Origin of the sequence: Achromobacter sp. SD115 (assembly GCF_017355315.1) — a bacterium.
Lineage (GTDB): Bacteria > Pseudomonadota > Gammaproteobacteria > Burkholderiales > Burkholderiaceae_B > Achromobacter > Achromobacter xylosoxidans_B.
In genome coordinates, this window is the sequence record NZ_JADIJM010000031.1 from 13814 (window position 1) to 27070 (window position 13257).

The window sequence follows — 13257 nt, forward strand, 5'->3', positions numbered from 1 at the left end:
TCAGCCGTCTGTTATTCGTTGAACTGGCGCAGGAAGCGCAAATCGCCTTCGTAGAACTGGCGCAGATCGTTGACGCCGTAGCGCAACATGGTCAGGCGCTCGAGCCCGGAACCGAAGGCGAAGCCGATGTAGCGCTCGGGATCAAGGCCGAAGTTGCGCACCACTTGCGGGTGCACCTGGCCCGAGCCGGAGATCTCCAGCCAGCGGCCGCGGTTCGGACCCGAGGTGAACATCATGTCGATTTCGGCGGACGGTTCCGTGAACGGGAAGAACGACGGGCGGAAGCGCACGGCCAGGTCGTCGGTTTCAAAGAAGCAGCGCAGGAAATCGGTGTACACGCCCTTCAGGTCGGCGAACGAGATGTCCTCGGCGATCCAGAGCCCTTCCACTTGGTGGAACATGGGCGAGTGCGTGGCGTCGCTGTCGACGCGGTAGGTGCGCCCAGGCGCGATGACCTTGATGGGCGGCTTGTGCATGCGCGCGTAGCGCACCTGCATGGGGCTGGTGTGCGTGCGCAGCAACAGCGGCTGACCGTCGGCGTCGTTCATGTCGACGTAGAACGTGTCGTGCATGGAACGCGCGGGATGGTCCAGCGGGCTGTTCAAAGCGGTGAAATTGGTCCAGTCGTTTTCCACTTCGGGGCCGTCGGCCACGTCGAAGCCTATGGAACGGAAGATCTCTTCCACGCGTTCCCAGGTCCGGATCACCGGATGGATGCCGCCCGGCGCGCGGCCGCGGCCCGGGAGGGTGACGTCAATGGTTTCGGATGCCAGGCGGGCGTCCAGTTCGGCCTGTGCCAGCGCGGCGCGGCGCAGGTTCAGAAGCTCTTCGACCTTTTGCTTGGCCTGATTGATCCGGGCACCCATCTCGCGCTTCTGCTCGGGTTCGAGCTTGCCTAGGGCTTTGAGCAGCACCGTCAGTGCGCCTTCCTTGCCCAGGAACCGAGCCTTTGCATTTTCCAGCGCAGCAGCATCCGTGGCGGCGGCGAAGCGTTCTTGCGCCTGGGAGACCAGGTCGTCAACCGTTTGAGTCATGAAATCCAGCCTTCAAAACGCAAACGGGGCCATTACAGCCCCGTTTGCAGCGATGCGCGATGAGTTAAAGCGCGATCAGGCAGCCAAGGCAGCCTTGGCTTGCTGCACGATGGCGGCAAAGCCGGCCTTGTCGCGCACGGCCAGGTCGGCCAGAACCTTGCGGTCGAGTTCGATCGAAGCCTTCTTCAGGCCAGCGATGAACACGCTGTAGCTGACGCCATGTTCGCGGACGGCGGCGTTGATACGCGTGATCCACAGAGCACGGAACGTGCGCTTCTTGTTACGACGGTCGCGGTAGGCGTATTGGCCAGCGCGCATGACTGCTTGCTTGGCAATACGGAACACATTACCGCGGCGGCCACGGTAACCCTTGGCGGCGGCAATGACTTTCTTGTGACGTGCGCGGGCAGTTACGCCGCGTTTGACGCGAGGCATAGTAGATCTCCCTTAGATCAAGCGAAAGGCATCATGGCCTTGACGGAGGCCACGTTGGATTCATGAACCGCCGTCGAGCCGCGCAGTTGACGCTTGGCCTTGGTGGTCTTCTTGGTCAGGATGTGACGCTTGAACGCCTGACCACGCTTGATGGAGCCGCTGCCGCGAACCTTAAAGCGCTTGGAGGCGCTTTTCTTGGTTTTCATCTTGGGCATGTTGATTCCCTAAACTAAACACTCATTGTTGATTTACATGACGCCAGGTGCTTGACGCATGAAGGGCCGATGTAGCCTTTCATGGCGGCAAAACTTGGGGACCTGTTGCCACTTCTGGGGGGTACTTCTTGGGTACTTCCCGCCAGCATTCCTGCCCGGCGGCTTCTTCCCTCGGCGGATCAAATCTGATCCAGATCCGGGAAAGCCTTTGATTATATGGTGATTTCCCGTATTTTGTCGAGTCGCCCGGCATGGCGTGCGCCTGACCCACATGGGATAGGTGCCGGCAATCATACGCCCGGCCGCCGGTACTGCACCGCCTGGGCGATATGGCGCGCGCCGAGGGCGTCCTCCCCTTCCAGGTCGGCGACCGTGCGCGCCACCCGCAGCGCGCGGTGCATGGCCCGGGCCGAACCGGCCAGACGGCGCATGGCCTGCAGCAGCAAGGCCTGAGCCTCTTGGTCCAGACGACAATGCTCGTCCAGTTCCGCCCCCGCCAACGCCGCATTGGGCTTGCCTTGGCGGGCAGACTGGCGCTCGCGGCAGCGCGCCACGCGCTCCCGGACCGGATCGGACGCCTCTCCCGGCGGTTTGCCCATCCATTCGGGGTCGGATGGCGGTAGAGCCACATGCAGATCGATGCGGTCCAGCAAGGGCCCCGATATCTTGCCCGCGTAACGCGTCACCTGGTCCGGCGTGCAGGCGCAGGCGCGCCCGGGATGCCCGCGCCAGCCGCAGGGGCACGGGTTCATGGCCGCCACCAGCTGGAAGCGGGCAGGAAATTGCGCCGCCCGCAGAGCGCGCGCGATGACCACCCTGCCCGTCTCCAGCGGTTCGCGCAGGGCCTCCAGCGTGCGCCGGCTGAATTCCGGCAACTCATCCAGGAACAGCACGCCATGATGCGCCAGGCTGATCTCTCCCGGACGGGGACGGCTGCCCCCGCCCACCAGGGCCGCCGCCGTGGCGGAATGGTGCGGCGCCCGGAACGGCGGCTGCCCCGCCGGCGCGTCGGACAAGCCTGCCAGCGCGGCCACCGCAGCCACTTCCAGCGCCTGGCTGCGCGCCAGCGGCGGCAGCAGGCCCGGCAAGCGCGCAGCCAGCATGCTCTTGCCCGCCCCCGGCGGCCCTATCATCAAGAGGCTATGGCCGCCCGCCGCAGCCACCTCCAAGGCCCGCCGCGCGCCCGGCTGCCCGCGCACGTCCGACAGGCACGGTCCCGGCGCGGCGGCCGGCCAGGGCCTGGGCATGGCATCGGGCAACAGGCAGGCGCCGGTCGCGTGCGCAGCCACGTGGGCCAGGGTGCGAGCCGACAGCACTCGCAAGCCTGGCACCCAGGCGGCCTCCTCGGCGCTGCCTGCAGGCAGGATAAGCGTGGCGCCGGGAGCCTCCCGGGCAACACTCAGCGCGATGACCAGCGGCGCCGCGACAGGCACCAGCGCGCCGGTCAGGGACAGCTCCCCGGCCAGCACCAGGTCGGCCAGGGCCGGATCCTGGACCGGCGATTCCGCATCGCGGGCATCGACCGGCGCGGCCAACTGGCCAGAGGCCAGCAACAGGCCCAGGGCGATGGGCAAATCGAAACGGCCTGACTCCTTGGGGATGTCGGCGGGCGAAAGATTGACGGTGATCCTGCCCGGCGGGAATTCGAAACCGCTGTTCAGGATGGCCGCGCGCACGCGCTCGCGGCTTTCGCGCACCTCGGTGTCCGGCAGGCCGACCACATTGAAGCTGGGCAGGCCCGGACCCAGATGCGTTTCCACCCGCACCGCATGGGCGTCCAGGCCACACAAGGCGCGGCTGGCAAGTACGGCTAGCGTCAAGACGATCTCCGAGTAAGAGCTAGGGTCCGCCAGTATCCGCAAACGCGAGGCCGCCGCGGCGGCGGCCGTGACAAAAGCATCCTGCCAGCCTGCCTCAAGCCCACGCCCAAAATGCAAACGGCCGCGGAATCGCGGCCGTTCGTGGGCAATATCCGGGCCGGCCGCTGCGCGGCCGGCGCAGGCTTACTTGTCCAGCGCGGACAGGCGCGACTCCAGCTGCTGCACCTGCGCAGCCAATTGATCCACCCGGGCGCGGGTGCGCGCCAGCAGATCGGACTGGACGTCGAATTCCTCGCGCGTGACGAGATCCAGCTTGGAGAACGCCTGCGTCATCATCGCGCGCACGTTGCGCTCCACATCCGCGGCCGGACTGCGGGCGATCAGGTCGGAGATGTTCTTCTGGATGTCTTCCATCCACTGGGTGCGATTGTTCATGACGGCCTCACTATGTTCTTGATGCCTCAAGTGTAGTGCGTCGGCGCGCGGTTTCCGGGCCGGCAGCCAAAAAAAGGGCCGCCTCCATCCAAAAAAAGAGGGCGGGCCGCATGCGGTGACCGCCCTTCAAAGCACAGGAGAAAACCGGGCTGCCATGGCGGCAACCCCCTACCAACATCGTTACGGGCAACCCATCTGGCTTGCCGACTGAGTGAACGTATCCGACGACTGTTTGCATTGCGTCGCCAACTGCGTCTTGTCGCTGACCGCGCCCCATTGCGCCCTGGCCGCGTCCAGCTGTTCCTTGATCGCGGCGGCAGCCGGATTGCCGCTGCCCAGTTTGTCCATGCAGGCGTTGACCTTGGCGATGTAAGCCTCGCACTCGGCCGGAATGGACGCCGCAGCGCCCGCCGCGGGGGCAGCCGTGGAAGGTGTGGTCGCGGGTGGAGGCGGCGCCGCAGGAGTCGTAGCAGCAGGCGCGGGAGCGGAAGCGGCCGGCGCGGCGGCCTTTTCTTCCTTGTTGCAGCCGGCCAGCGCGGCAAGCGACGCGGCCAGGACCAGAGTGTAGAAAGCCTTGCGGTGGATCTTCATGACTACCCCTTCCCGTTCCTGCTTTCTTGTGGGAGTTCCTTCGACACCAGAACTCCGCCTGCGGCCCAGCCTGTTCGGGGACAGGCTTGAACTGGTATTGATTCTTCTGCAGCCGCCCCTCGACAACAAGCTGGCGGGTGTAAACCCTCGTATCACGCGCCGGCTTCCACTCCACCGATTCGAGCACCTTCCTGCGTCAGCCCTGGCTCTCTGCAATTTGAGCCAGAAGCCCGCCCTGCATGGCTCAGCGAGGAACGACCAGTCCTTCCAAGAGCAGATGGAATAGCTTATATGCCAACATAAAACGCAATAAATTGAGCATCAATTTGCTACAAATATCGGCCTGAAAACATATTTGGTTGCTTGCCCCAAGGACTGGCGCCGCGCACCAACTTGAAGCCGCCTCTCGGTGCGCAAAGCACCAAATTGGTGCGCCCAAGCACAACTTGGGCGCCCCGACCTCCTCTGCGTGGCGATACCCAACATGGCATGGAATTTGCTTGATAGACGAAGCCAACGTGCAACCATGAGAGGAAATGCCATGAAACTCATCATCGCCATCATCAAGCCCTTCAAGCTCGACGAAGTGCGGGTGGCTCTATCCGGGATCGGCGTCCAGGGCCTGACCGTCACCGAAGTAAAGGGATTTGGCCGCCAGAAAGGCCATACCGAGCTGTATCGCGGCGCCGAGTACGCCGTCGATTTCCTGCCCAAGCTGCGAGTCGAGGCCGCGGTGCCCGACCACCTGGTCGATCAGGTCATTGAAGCGATCGAACAGGCCGCCCGCACCGGCAAGATCGGCGACGGCAAGATCTTCGCCGCGCCGCTGGAACAAGTGATCCGCATCAGGACGGGTGAAGCCGGCGAAGCTGCGCTGTAAATAAATAAAGACTCAATGGAGCCTGAAAATGGATAAAGCGGATATCTCCTGGTTGCTCGTCTCTACCCTGCTTGTATTGATGATGGCCGTACCTGGTCTGGCGATGTTCTATGGCGGCCTGGTGCGCAGCAAGAACGTGCTGTCTGTGTTGCTGCAAGTGCTGTGCACGTTCGTGCTGGGCCTGGTGCTCTGGTTCATCTACGGATATTCCCTCGCTTTCACCGAGGGCAACGCCTTCTTCGGCGGCCTCTCGCGCGCCTTCTTCTCCGGCATGTTCACCCCGTCCGACGGCAAATACGCCATGTCGAACTCGTTGACCGAACTGCTGTTTGCCTCGTTCCAGGCCACCTTCGCCGGCATTACCTGCGCACTGATCGTCGGCAGCTTCGCCGAACGCGCCCGCTTCTCGGCCGTGCTGGTGTTCACGGTGATCTGGTTCACGTTCGCGTACGTGCCGATCGCCCACATGGTCTGGTTCGCGTCCGAAACGGCGCCGGGCCTGCTCAACGCCAAGGGCGCGCTGGACTTCGCCGGCGGCACCGTGGTGCACATCAACGCCGGCGTGGCCGGCCTGGTGGGCGCCTATGTGGTGGGCAAGCGCGTGGGCTATGGCCGCGAAGCCATGCAGCCGCACAACCTGCCGATGACTTTCGTGGGCGCGGCGTTGCTGTGGGTGGGCTGGTTCGGGTTCAACGCCGGCTCGGCCTTGGCTGCCAACGAAAACGCCACGCTGGCCTTTTTCAACACGATGATTGCGACCGCGGGCGCCGTGCTGTCCTGGCTGTTCACCGAATGGGCGGTCAAGGGCAAGCCCTCCATGCTGGGCGCCGCTTCGGGCGCCGTCGCCGGCCTGGTCGGCATCACCCCGGCCGCGGGCCTGGTGGGCCCGGTGGGCGCGCTGGTCATCGGCGTCATCGCCGGCATCGTCTGCGTCTGGGGCGTGAATGGCCTCAAGCGCCTGCTGCGCGCCGATGACGCGTTGGACGTGTTCGGCGTGCACGGCGTGGGCGGCATCGTCGGCGCCCTGCTGACGGGCGTGTTCAATGCGCAGATCCTGGGCGGCCCCGGCTTGGCCGAGCCCGGCATGATCGGCCACCAACTGTGGGTCCAGCTGGAAGGCGTGCTGCTGACCATTGTCTGGTCTGGCGTGGTGGCATGGATCGCCTACAAGATCGCCAACGCCCTGTGCGGCATGCGGGTGCCGGAAGACCAGGAGCGCGAAGGCCTGGACGTCACCAGCCACGGCGAATCGGCCTACCACAGCTAGACGAGAGTCTCCCTGCCCGCCGGACGACAGCGGCGGGCAGGGACGAAAAAATGGCGCCGGGGCACCAAGCCCCCGCGCCATTTTTCATGCAGCGGCGAACCGCCTCAGGCCAGGTCCAGCGTATCCAGGTCCACCGGCAAGGCACGGTTCAAGGCGCTGGCCACCTTCACCCGCAAGGCGTTGGAGTGCGCGCGCCGGACCTCGCGCTTGACGTCCAGCAGTTGCTGCGGATGCATGGAGAATTCGGTCAGGCCCAGGCCCAGCAACAGCCGGGTCATGCGCGAATCCCCCGCCATCTCGCCGCACACGGCGACGGGCTTGCCGGCCCGCTCGCCGGCGTTGATGGTGTGCGCGACCAGCCGCAGCACCGCCGGATGCAGCGGATCGTACAGGGACGCCACGTCGTGGTCGCCGCGATCGATCGCCAGCGTGTACTGGATCAGGTCATTGGTGCCGATGGACAGGAAATCCAGCGCCTGCGCGAAGGGTTCGATGGCGATGGCAATGGCGGGGACCTCGACCATCGCGCCTACTTCCATCTGGGGCGCATAGGCCTGGCCGCGAGCGTCCAGCTCGCGCCGCGCGGATTCGATGGCCGCCTTGGTCGCCACCACTTCGTGCATATGGGCGATCATGGGAATCAGCAGGCGTACCGGCCCGTGGGCCGACGCCCGCAGGATGGCGCGCAACTGCGTCGCGAACATCTCCGGGCGCGCCAGGCAATAGCGGATGGCGCGCTGCCCCAGCGCCGGATTGGTGGCCACGGTGGCCTCGCCGTCCAGCGTCTTGTCCGAGCCTATGTCCAGCGTGCGGATGGTGACGGGCCGGCCGGCCATCACCCTGACCACCGACGAGTAGGCTTCGTACTGCTCTTCCTCGCCCGGCAGGTCCGGACGCCCCATGAAGAGGAACTCGCTGCGGAACAAGCCGATGCCATGCGCGCCGGACGCCAGCGCCAGCGCGGCTTCCTCCGGCAGCTCGATGTTGGCGTGCAGCACCACGTCGATGCCGTCCAGCGTCACCGAGGGCTCGTCGCGCAGCAGGCTCAACTCGGCGCGCTCGTCGGCATAGGCCGATTGGCGGCGCCGGTACTCCTCGAGGATGCGGTTGGACGGGTTGACGATCACCGCGCCGGCCGCGCCGTCGATGATCAGCATGTCGCCGTCGCGGACCAGCTCGCGCACATTGCCCATGGCCACCACGGCGGGCACGGCCATGCTGCGCGCCACGATGGCGGTATGCGAAGTGGGGCCGCCCAAGTCCGTCACGAAGGCGGCGAACCGGCCGCCGCGCAGACGCAGCATGTCGGCGGGCGAAATGTCGTGAGCCACCACCACCAGCGCATCGTCGCCGCCCATGTGGGACATGTCGGGCAGGATGGCCGAGGTGCCGGCCAGCACATGCAGCACCCGTTCGATGACCTGGCGCACGTCGGCCCCGCGCTCGCGCAGGTACTCGTCTTCCATGGCGTCGAACTGCTGGCCCAGGATCTGCCCCTGCGTCGTCAACGCCCATTCGGCGTTGTAGTGACGTTCGGCGATCAGCGCCAGGGTCTGTTCGGCCAGCAGCGGATCGCCCAGCAGCAGGCTGTGCACATTGAGCATGGCGCCGAGCTCGCGCGGCGCATCGGCCGGCAAGGTGTCGGCCAGCTGCAGCAGTTCCTGCTGCGCCGAAGCCAGCGCATCGGTGAGCCGGCTGCTTTCGGCAGGCACGTCCTCGGGCGAGATGCGGTAGTGCGCGACTTCAAGCGCCGCCGCTCCCATGACGACCGCGCGGCCGATGGCATATCCCTTGGCGACGCCTTTGCCGTACAGACACACAACGGGGCTGGCAAAGCCAGCCCCGTTGTTGGGCGCATCATTGAGGGTCGTAGACGAGCCGGCCCGAGCAGCGCTCAGGCCGGCGGATTCGGAAGAAATTCTATTCCTGCTCACCGAATTTGCTGTCGAACAATGATTGAATTTCAGAAAGGGCCTGATCGGCGTCGTTGCCGGAGGCCTCCAGCTTAACCGTCACGCCCAGCCCGGCCGCCAGCATCATGACGCCCATGATGCTCTTGGCGTTCACGCGCTGCGCGCCGCGCGAGATGAAGATCTCGCTGGAAAACTTGCTGGCCAGCTGCGTCAGCTTGGCAGCCGCCCGGGCATGCAAGCCCAGTTTATTGCTGATGACGATGTCTGTATTAGGCATAGGAAATATGGTGGCTGCGGCATGACGCCGCAGTGTTGTTCACAGCAAAACGTCGAACCGCCCTTCGGCCAGAATCGATAGCCGACATAATAGGGCAAATTTCCGCCCGTCAGTCTACACGCAAGACACCTTGAAGCCCCCCAGCCAGCGCCTTCTCGCGGGTTTCGGCCAAGGGCAGATTGCGATAGGTCAGGGCCCGCAGCAGCATCGGCGTGTTCAAACCGGCCAGCACGCAGCATTGGATGCCCTGAGCCTGGGCATCGGAGACGGCGCGCTTGGCAATATTGGCAGGCGTGGCGCCGATCAGGTCGGTCAGCACCAGCACGCCCGCACCGTGCTCCTGCTCCAGAATGTCCTTGAGGACTTCCGGCGCCAGGTCGTCCGGGCGGTCTTCAGGCTGGATGTCGTGTATGGCCAGCATGCCGTCCAGGTTGCCCATGACGTGGCTGGCGCAATCGCGTATCGCCGCGCCCAGGGGCGCGTGCACGACGATGACTATACCTGTGGTCATGACAGGAATCCCGGCGGGTCAAGCTGCCGCGGCAGGGGTCGCCACGGCCTTTTCCAGCGCCTGGACGAACATGCCCGCGACATCGAAACCGGTTTGCTCCGCGATTTCCACGAAACAGGTGGGGCTGGTGACGTTGACTTCAGTGACGTAATCGCCAATGACGTCCAGGCCGACCAGCAGCAGGCCGCGGGCGGCGAGCTTGGGAGCCACGGCCTCGGCGATCTCGCGGTCGCGCGGGGAGAGTTCCTGCGCCACGCCGCGGCCACCGGCCGCCAGGTTGCCGCGGGTTTCGCCAGCCAGTGGAATACGGGCCAGGGAATACGGCACCGGCACGCCGCCGATCAGCAGGATGCGCTTGTCGCCCTTGACGATGTCGGGAATGTAGCGCTGCGCCATGATGGTGCGCGCACCATTGTCCGTCAGCGTTTCCAGGATGGCGTTGAGGTTGGGATCCTTGGGCTGCAGCCGGAACACGCCGGTGCCGCCCATGCCGTCCAGCGGCTTGACGATGACATCGTGATGCTCGTCGTGGAACGCCTTCAGGCGGGCCATGCTGCGGGTCACCAACGTGGGCGCGGTGAACTCGCTGATTTCGGTGATGGCCAGCTTTTCGGGATGGTTGCGGATCGCGGCACCAGTGTTGAACACGCGGGCGCCCTGCGCCTCGGCGTATTCCAGCAGATGCGTGGAATACACGTATTCCATGTCGAACGGCGGGTCCTTGCGCATGACCACCGCGCCGAATTCCGCCAGCGGCAGATCCTGGGCGGAAGATTCGCGCCACCAGTCATGGCCATGCAGATCGGCGTCCGCAACCAGTTCGATGGGGGTAGCCGCGGTCTTGACCGTGCCCGCCTCGATATAGAGATCGCCCTGCATGGCCACGCTGAGCGTATGGCCGCGCGCCACCAGGGCACGCATCATGGCGACAGAGCTGTCCTTGTACGCCTTAAGCAGCGGCAAGGGATCCAAAACGAACAATACATGCATCGCGACACCCTGAACGGACGCCGCCTTCCCTCGCGGGAAGGCGGCTTTATGACATCGTAGCGCAGAGCCGCCCAATTAGCGAACCCGCCGGCGCAACAGCAGACGGCGGGCTGCAAAAGCGGCGTAGCCTCCCTGGAGAGGCTACGGCAGGAGCTCAGGCAGCCGATTCAGGCTTGCCCGCGGGCACGGCCTTTTTCTTCGGCGCCAGCACCATGACCATCTGACGGCCTTCGAGCTTCGGCATGGCTTCGACCTGGGCAAGTTCCAGCAGATCGTCGCGCACACGTTCAAGCACCCGCATACCGAGTTCCTGGTGGGCCATTTCACGGCCACGGAAACGCAGCGTCACCTTGGCCTTGTCGCCTTCTTCGAGGAAGCGGCGCAGATTGCGCAGCTTGACCTGGTAGTCGCCCTCGTCGGTGGCCGGACGGAATTTGACTTCCTTGACCTGGATGACCTTCTGCTTGGAACGAGCTTCGGCTTGGCGCTTCTGCTCTTGGTACTTGAATTTGCCGTAGTCCATCAAACGGCAGACCGGCGGCTCGGCGTTCGGCGCGATTTCCACCAGATCCACGTCGCTTTGCTCGGAAAGACGGAACGCGTCGGCGATCTTGACGATGCCCAGCTGTTCTCCGTCCAGACCTATCAGGCGCACCTCGGGGACGCGGATTTCACCGTTGATGCGATTGGCTTTTTCAGTGGCGATGTTGAAAGCTCCTAGAAATGTTAAGCAGCGCTGCTACCAGGTTGGTTGACGTCGCGACGGGTGGACACGTCCTCGGACAAGCGCGCGACGAATTCGTCGTATGCGATGGCCCCGAGGTCCAGTCCGCCCAGTCCGCGTACGGCTACGGTGCCGTTTTGTTTTTCCTTGTCGCCGACGACGAGGATGTACGGCACCTTTTGCAGGCTGTGCTCCCGAATTTTACGAGTGATTTTTTCACCGCGCAAATCGGACTCTACTCTAAAGCCTTGTTTTTTCAGGCTTTGCGTGATTTCAGCCGCATAATCGGCCGAAGGTTCGGAAATGCAGCATACGACAGCCTGCACCGGAGCCAGCCAGGGAGGCATCGCGCCGGCGTGGTTTTCGATCAGCATGCCGATAAAACGCTCCAGCGAACCGAGAATCGCACGGTGCAGCATGACCGGCGGGCGGCGCTGGTCGTTCTGGTCCACGTACTCGGCGCCGAGGCGCACGGGCATGGAGAAGTCGACCTGGATCGTGCCGCACTGCCAGTGGCGGCCGATGGCGTCCTTCAGGGTGTATTCCACCTTGGGACCGTAAAAGGCACCCTCGCCCGGCGAAACCTCGAACTCGCAGCCGGTGCGACGCAGGCTTTCCATCAGGGCGGCTTCGGCCGTATCCCAGACTTCGTCCGAGCCGATACGCTTTTCAGGACGCGTGGCGACCTTGTACAGCACCTCGGTGAAGCCGAAATCGCGATATACCTTTTGCAGCAGCGCCGTGAAGTCGGCGCACTCGTCCTGCAGCTGTTCTTCGGTACAGAAGATGTGGCCGTCGTCTTGCGTGAAGCCGCGCACGCGCATCATGCCATGCAGCGAACCCGAGGGTTCGTTGCGGTGGCACTGGCCGAATTCGCCGTAGCGCAGCGGCAGTTCGCGATAGGAATGCAGGCCGGCGTTGAAGATCTGCACGTGGCCCGGGCAGTTCATCGGCTTCAGGCCATAGACGCGGTTCTCGGACTCTGTCGTGAACATGTTTTCACGGTAGTTGTCCCAGTGGCCCGTCTTCTTCCAGAGCGAAATGTCCAGGATCTGCGGCGCCTTCACTTCCTGGTAGCCATTGTCGCGGTAGACGGAGCGCATGTACTGCTCCACCTGCTGCCACAGCGCCCAGCCCTTGGGATGCCAGAAAATCAGCCCGGGAGCCTCGTCCTGGAAATGGAACAGGTCCAGTTCGCGGCCGATCTTGCGATGGTCGCGGCGCTCGGCCTCTTCCAGCATGTGCAGATAGGCTTCCTGCTCTTCCTTGGTCGCCCAGGCGGTGCCATAGATGCGCTGGAGCATCTCGTTCTTGCTGTCGCCGCGCCAGTAGGCGCCGGCCACCTTCATCAGCTTGAAGACCTTCAGTTTGCCCGTGGACGGCACGTGGGGGCCGCGGCACAGGTCGATGAAGTCGCCTTCGCGGTACAGGCTGAGCGGTTCGTTCGACGGAATCGAGGCGATGATCTCGGCCTTGTACTTTTCGCCGATGCCCTTGAAGAATTCGACGGCGTCGTCGCGCGACCATTCCTCGCGCGTGACGACTTCGTCCTTCTTGGCGAGTTCAGCCATCTTCTTCTCGATGGCGGCCAGGTCTTCCGGCGTGAACGGACGCTTGTATGAGAAATCGTAGTAAAAGCCGTTGTCGATCACCGGACCGATGGTGACTTGAGCGTCCGGAAACAGCTCCTTGACGGCATAGGCCAGCAAGTGCGCCGTGGAGTGGCGGATCAGGTCCAGGCCATCGGCGTCCTTGGCCGTCACGATGGCCAGACGGGCGTCGCCCTCGATGCGGAAGCTGGTATCGACCAGCTTGGACTCCGAGCCCTCGAACGTCACGCGGCCGCCCAAGGCGGCCTTCGCCAGGCCCGTACCGATCGATTGCGCCACTTCGGCAACCGTTACCGGCCCCGGATATTGGCGCTGCGAACCATCGGGCAATGTGATCTGTACCATCGGGAGTGCTTCCTGGGGGGTTCTGGGAACTAAAAAACAAAATACGGAAACGAAAAACGCGGCCTGAGAGCCGCGTTTCCTGGATTGTCTTGCTGAGTCCTACCGCTGACCTGACACGGTGAAACCCGACGCACGAAAACTTAACGCGACATAGGGCGAAAGTTCCGGGTCGTAGTTCGTGCCAGCGGGAAAAACATGGTGTCTGGACCT

14 protein-coding genes are annotated in these 13257 nt (G+C 64.3%); 2 read left to right on the forward strand and 12 right to left on the reverse strand.

Going from position 1 to position 13257, the window contains the following annotated elements:
• Positions 1-11: 11 nt before the first annotated feature.
• The 6 genes from pheS to IPU70_RS29685 all read right to left on the reverse strand — a co-directional run bounded on the left by pheS (position 12) and on the right by IPU70_RS29685 (position 4530).
• Positions 12-1034: a phenylalanine--tRNA ligase subunit alpha gene (gene pheS / locus IPU70_RS29660; RefSeq protein ID WP_013392919.1), complete on the reverse strand. Its 1023-nt coding sequence runs from the start codon at positions 1032-1034 to the stop codon at positions 12-14.
• Positions 1035-1109: 75 nt separating this feature from the next.
• Positions 1110-1469 carry a 50S ribosomal protein L20 gene (rplT, locus tag IPU70_RS29665; RefSeq protein WP_006218741.1) on the reverse strand — a complete coding sequence of 120 codons (360 nt, stop codon included), beginning with the start codon at positions 1467-1469 and terminating at the stop codon, positions 1110-1112.
• Positions 1470-1486: 17 nt separating this feature from the next.
• Complete coding sequence (gene rpmI, locus IPU70_RS29670) at positions 1487-1684, reverse strand: 50S ribosomal protein L35 (RefSeq protein ID WP_006218740.1); 198 nt, start codon at positions 1682-1684, stop codon at positions 1487-1489.
• A gap of 290 nt (positions 1685-1974) precedes the next feature.
• Positions 1975-3504 carry a YifB family Mg chelatase-like AAA ATPase gene (locus IPU70_RS29675; protein WP_207472717.1) on the reverse strand — a complete coding sequence of 510 codons (1530 nt, stop codon included), beginning with the start codon at positions 3502-3504 and terminating at the stop codon, positions 1975-1977.
• Positions 3505-3687: 183 nt separating this feature from the next.
• Positions 3688-3939: an accessory factor UbiK family protein gene (locus IPU70_RS29680; protein WP_013392917.1), complete on the reverse strand. Its 252-nt coding sequence runs from the start codon at positions 3937-3939 to the stop codon at positions 3688-3690.
• Between the two features lie 180 nt (positions 3940-4119).
• Positions 4120-4530 (reverse strand): DUF5339 family protein, encoded by a 411-nt coding sequence (locus IPU70_RS29685; RefSeq protein WP_207472718.1) that lies wholly within the window; start codon positions 4528-4530, stop codon positions 4120-4122.
• A 541-nt stretch (positions 4531-5071) separates the two neighbouring features.
• On the opposite strand from IPU70_RS29685, the gene IPU70_RS29690 reads away from it, so the two are divergent.
• The gene (locus IPU70_RS29690; RefSeq protein WP_006218735.1) at positions 5072-5410 is read left to right on the forward strand and encodes a P-II family nitrogen regulator; all 339 of its coding nucleotides are present in this window, start codon (positions 5072-5074) and stop codon (positions 5408-5410) included.
• Between the two features lie 28 nt (positions 5411-5438).
• Positions 5439-6677, forward strand: a complete 1239-nt coding sequence (gene amt, locus IPU70_RS29695; protein ID WP_013392915.1) for an ammonium transporter — start codon at positions 5439-5441, stop codon at positions 6675-6677.
• A 104-nt stretch (positions 6678-6781) separates the two neighbouring features.
• On the opposite strand, the gene ptsP is transcribed toward amt, so the two are convergent.
• From ptsP to thrS, 6 genes are all read right to left on the reverse strand, one after another.
• Entirely contained in the window at positions 6782-8491 is a 1710-nt protein-coding gene (gene ptsP / locus IPU70_RS29700; RefSeq protein WP_207472752.1) for a phosphoenolpyruvate--protein phosphotransferase, read from the reverse strand.
• A 106-nt stretch (positions 8492-8597) separates the two neighbouring features.
• Positions 8598-8867 carry an HPr family phosphocarrier protein gene (locus IPU70_RS29705; protein WP_013392913.1) on the reverse strand — a complete coding sequence of 90 codons (270 nt, stop codon included), beginning with the start codon at positions 8865-8867 and terminating at the stop codon, positions 8598-8600.
• A gap of 109 nt (positions 8868-8976) precedes the next feature.
• Positions 8977-9378 (reverse strand): PTS sugar transporter subunit IIA, encoded by a 402-nt coding sequence (locus IPU70_RS29710; protein WP_013392912.1) that lies wholly within the window; start codon positions 9376-9378, stop codon positions 8977-8979.
• Positions 9379-9396: 18 nt separating this feature from the next.
• Positions 9397-10368, reverse strand: coding sequence for a glutathione synthase (gene gshB, locus IPU70_RS29715; protein ID WP_207472719.1), 972 nt, complete (start codon positions 10366-10368; stop codon positions 9397-9399).
• A 154-nt stretch (positions 10369-10522) separates the two neighbouring features.
• On the reverse strand, positions 10523-11074 hold the full coding sequence (infC, locus tag IPU70_RS29720) for a translation initiation factor IF-3 (protein ID WP_080551054.1): 552 nt from the start codon (positions 11072-11074) through the stop codon (positions 10523-10525).
• Positions 11075-11094: 20 nt separating this feature from the next.
• Complete coding sequence (gene thrS, locus IPU70_RS29725; protein ID WP_207472720.1) at positions 11095-13047, reverse strand: threonine--tRNA ligase; 1953 nt, start codon at positions 13045-13047, stop codon at positions 11095-11097.
• Positions 13048-13257: the final 210 nt, after the last annotated feature.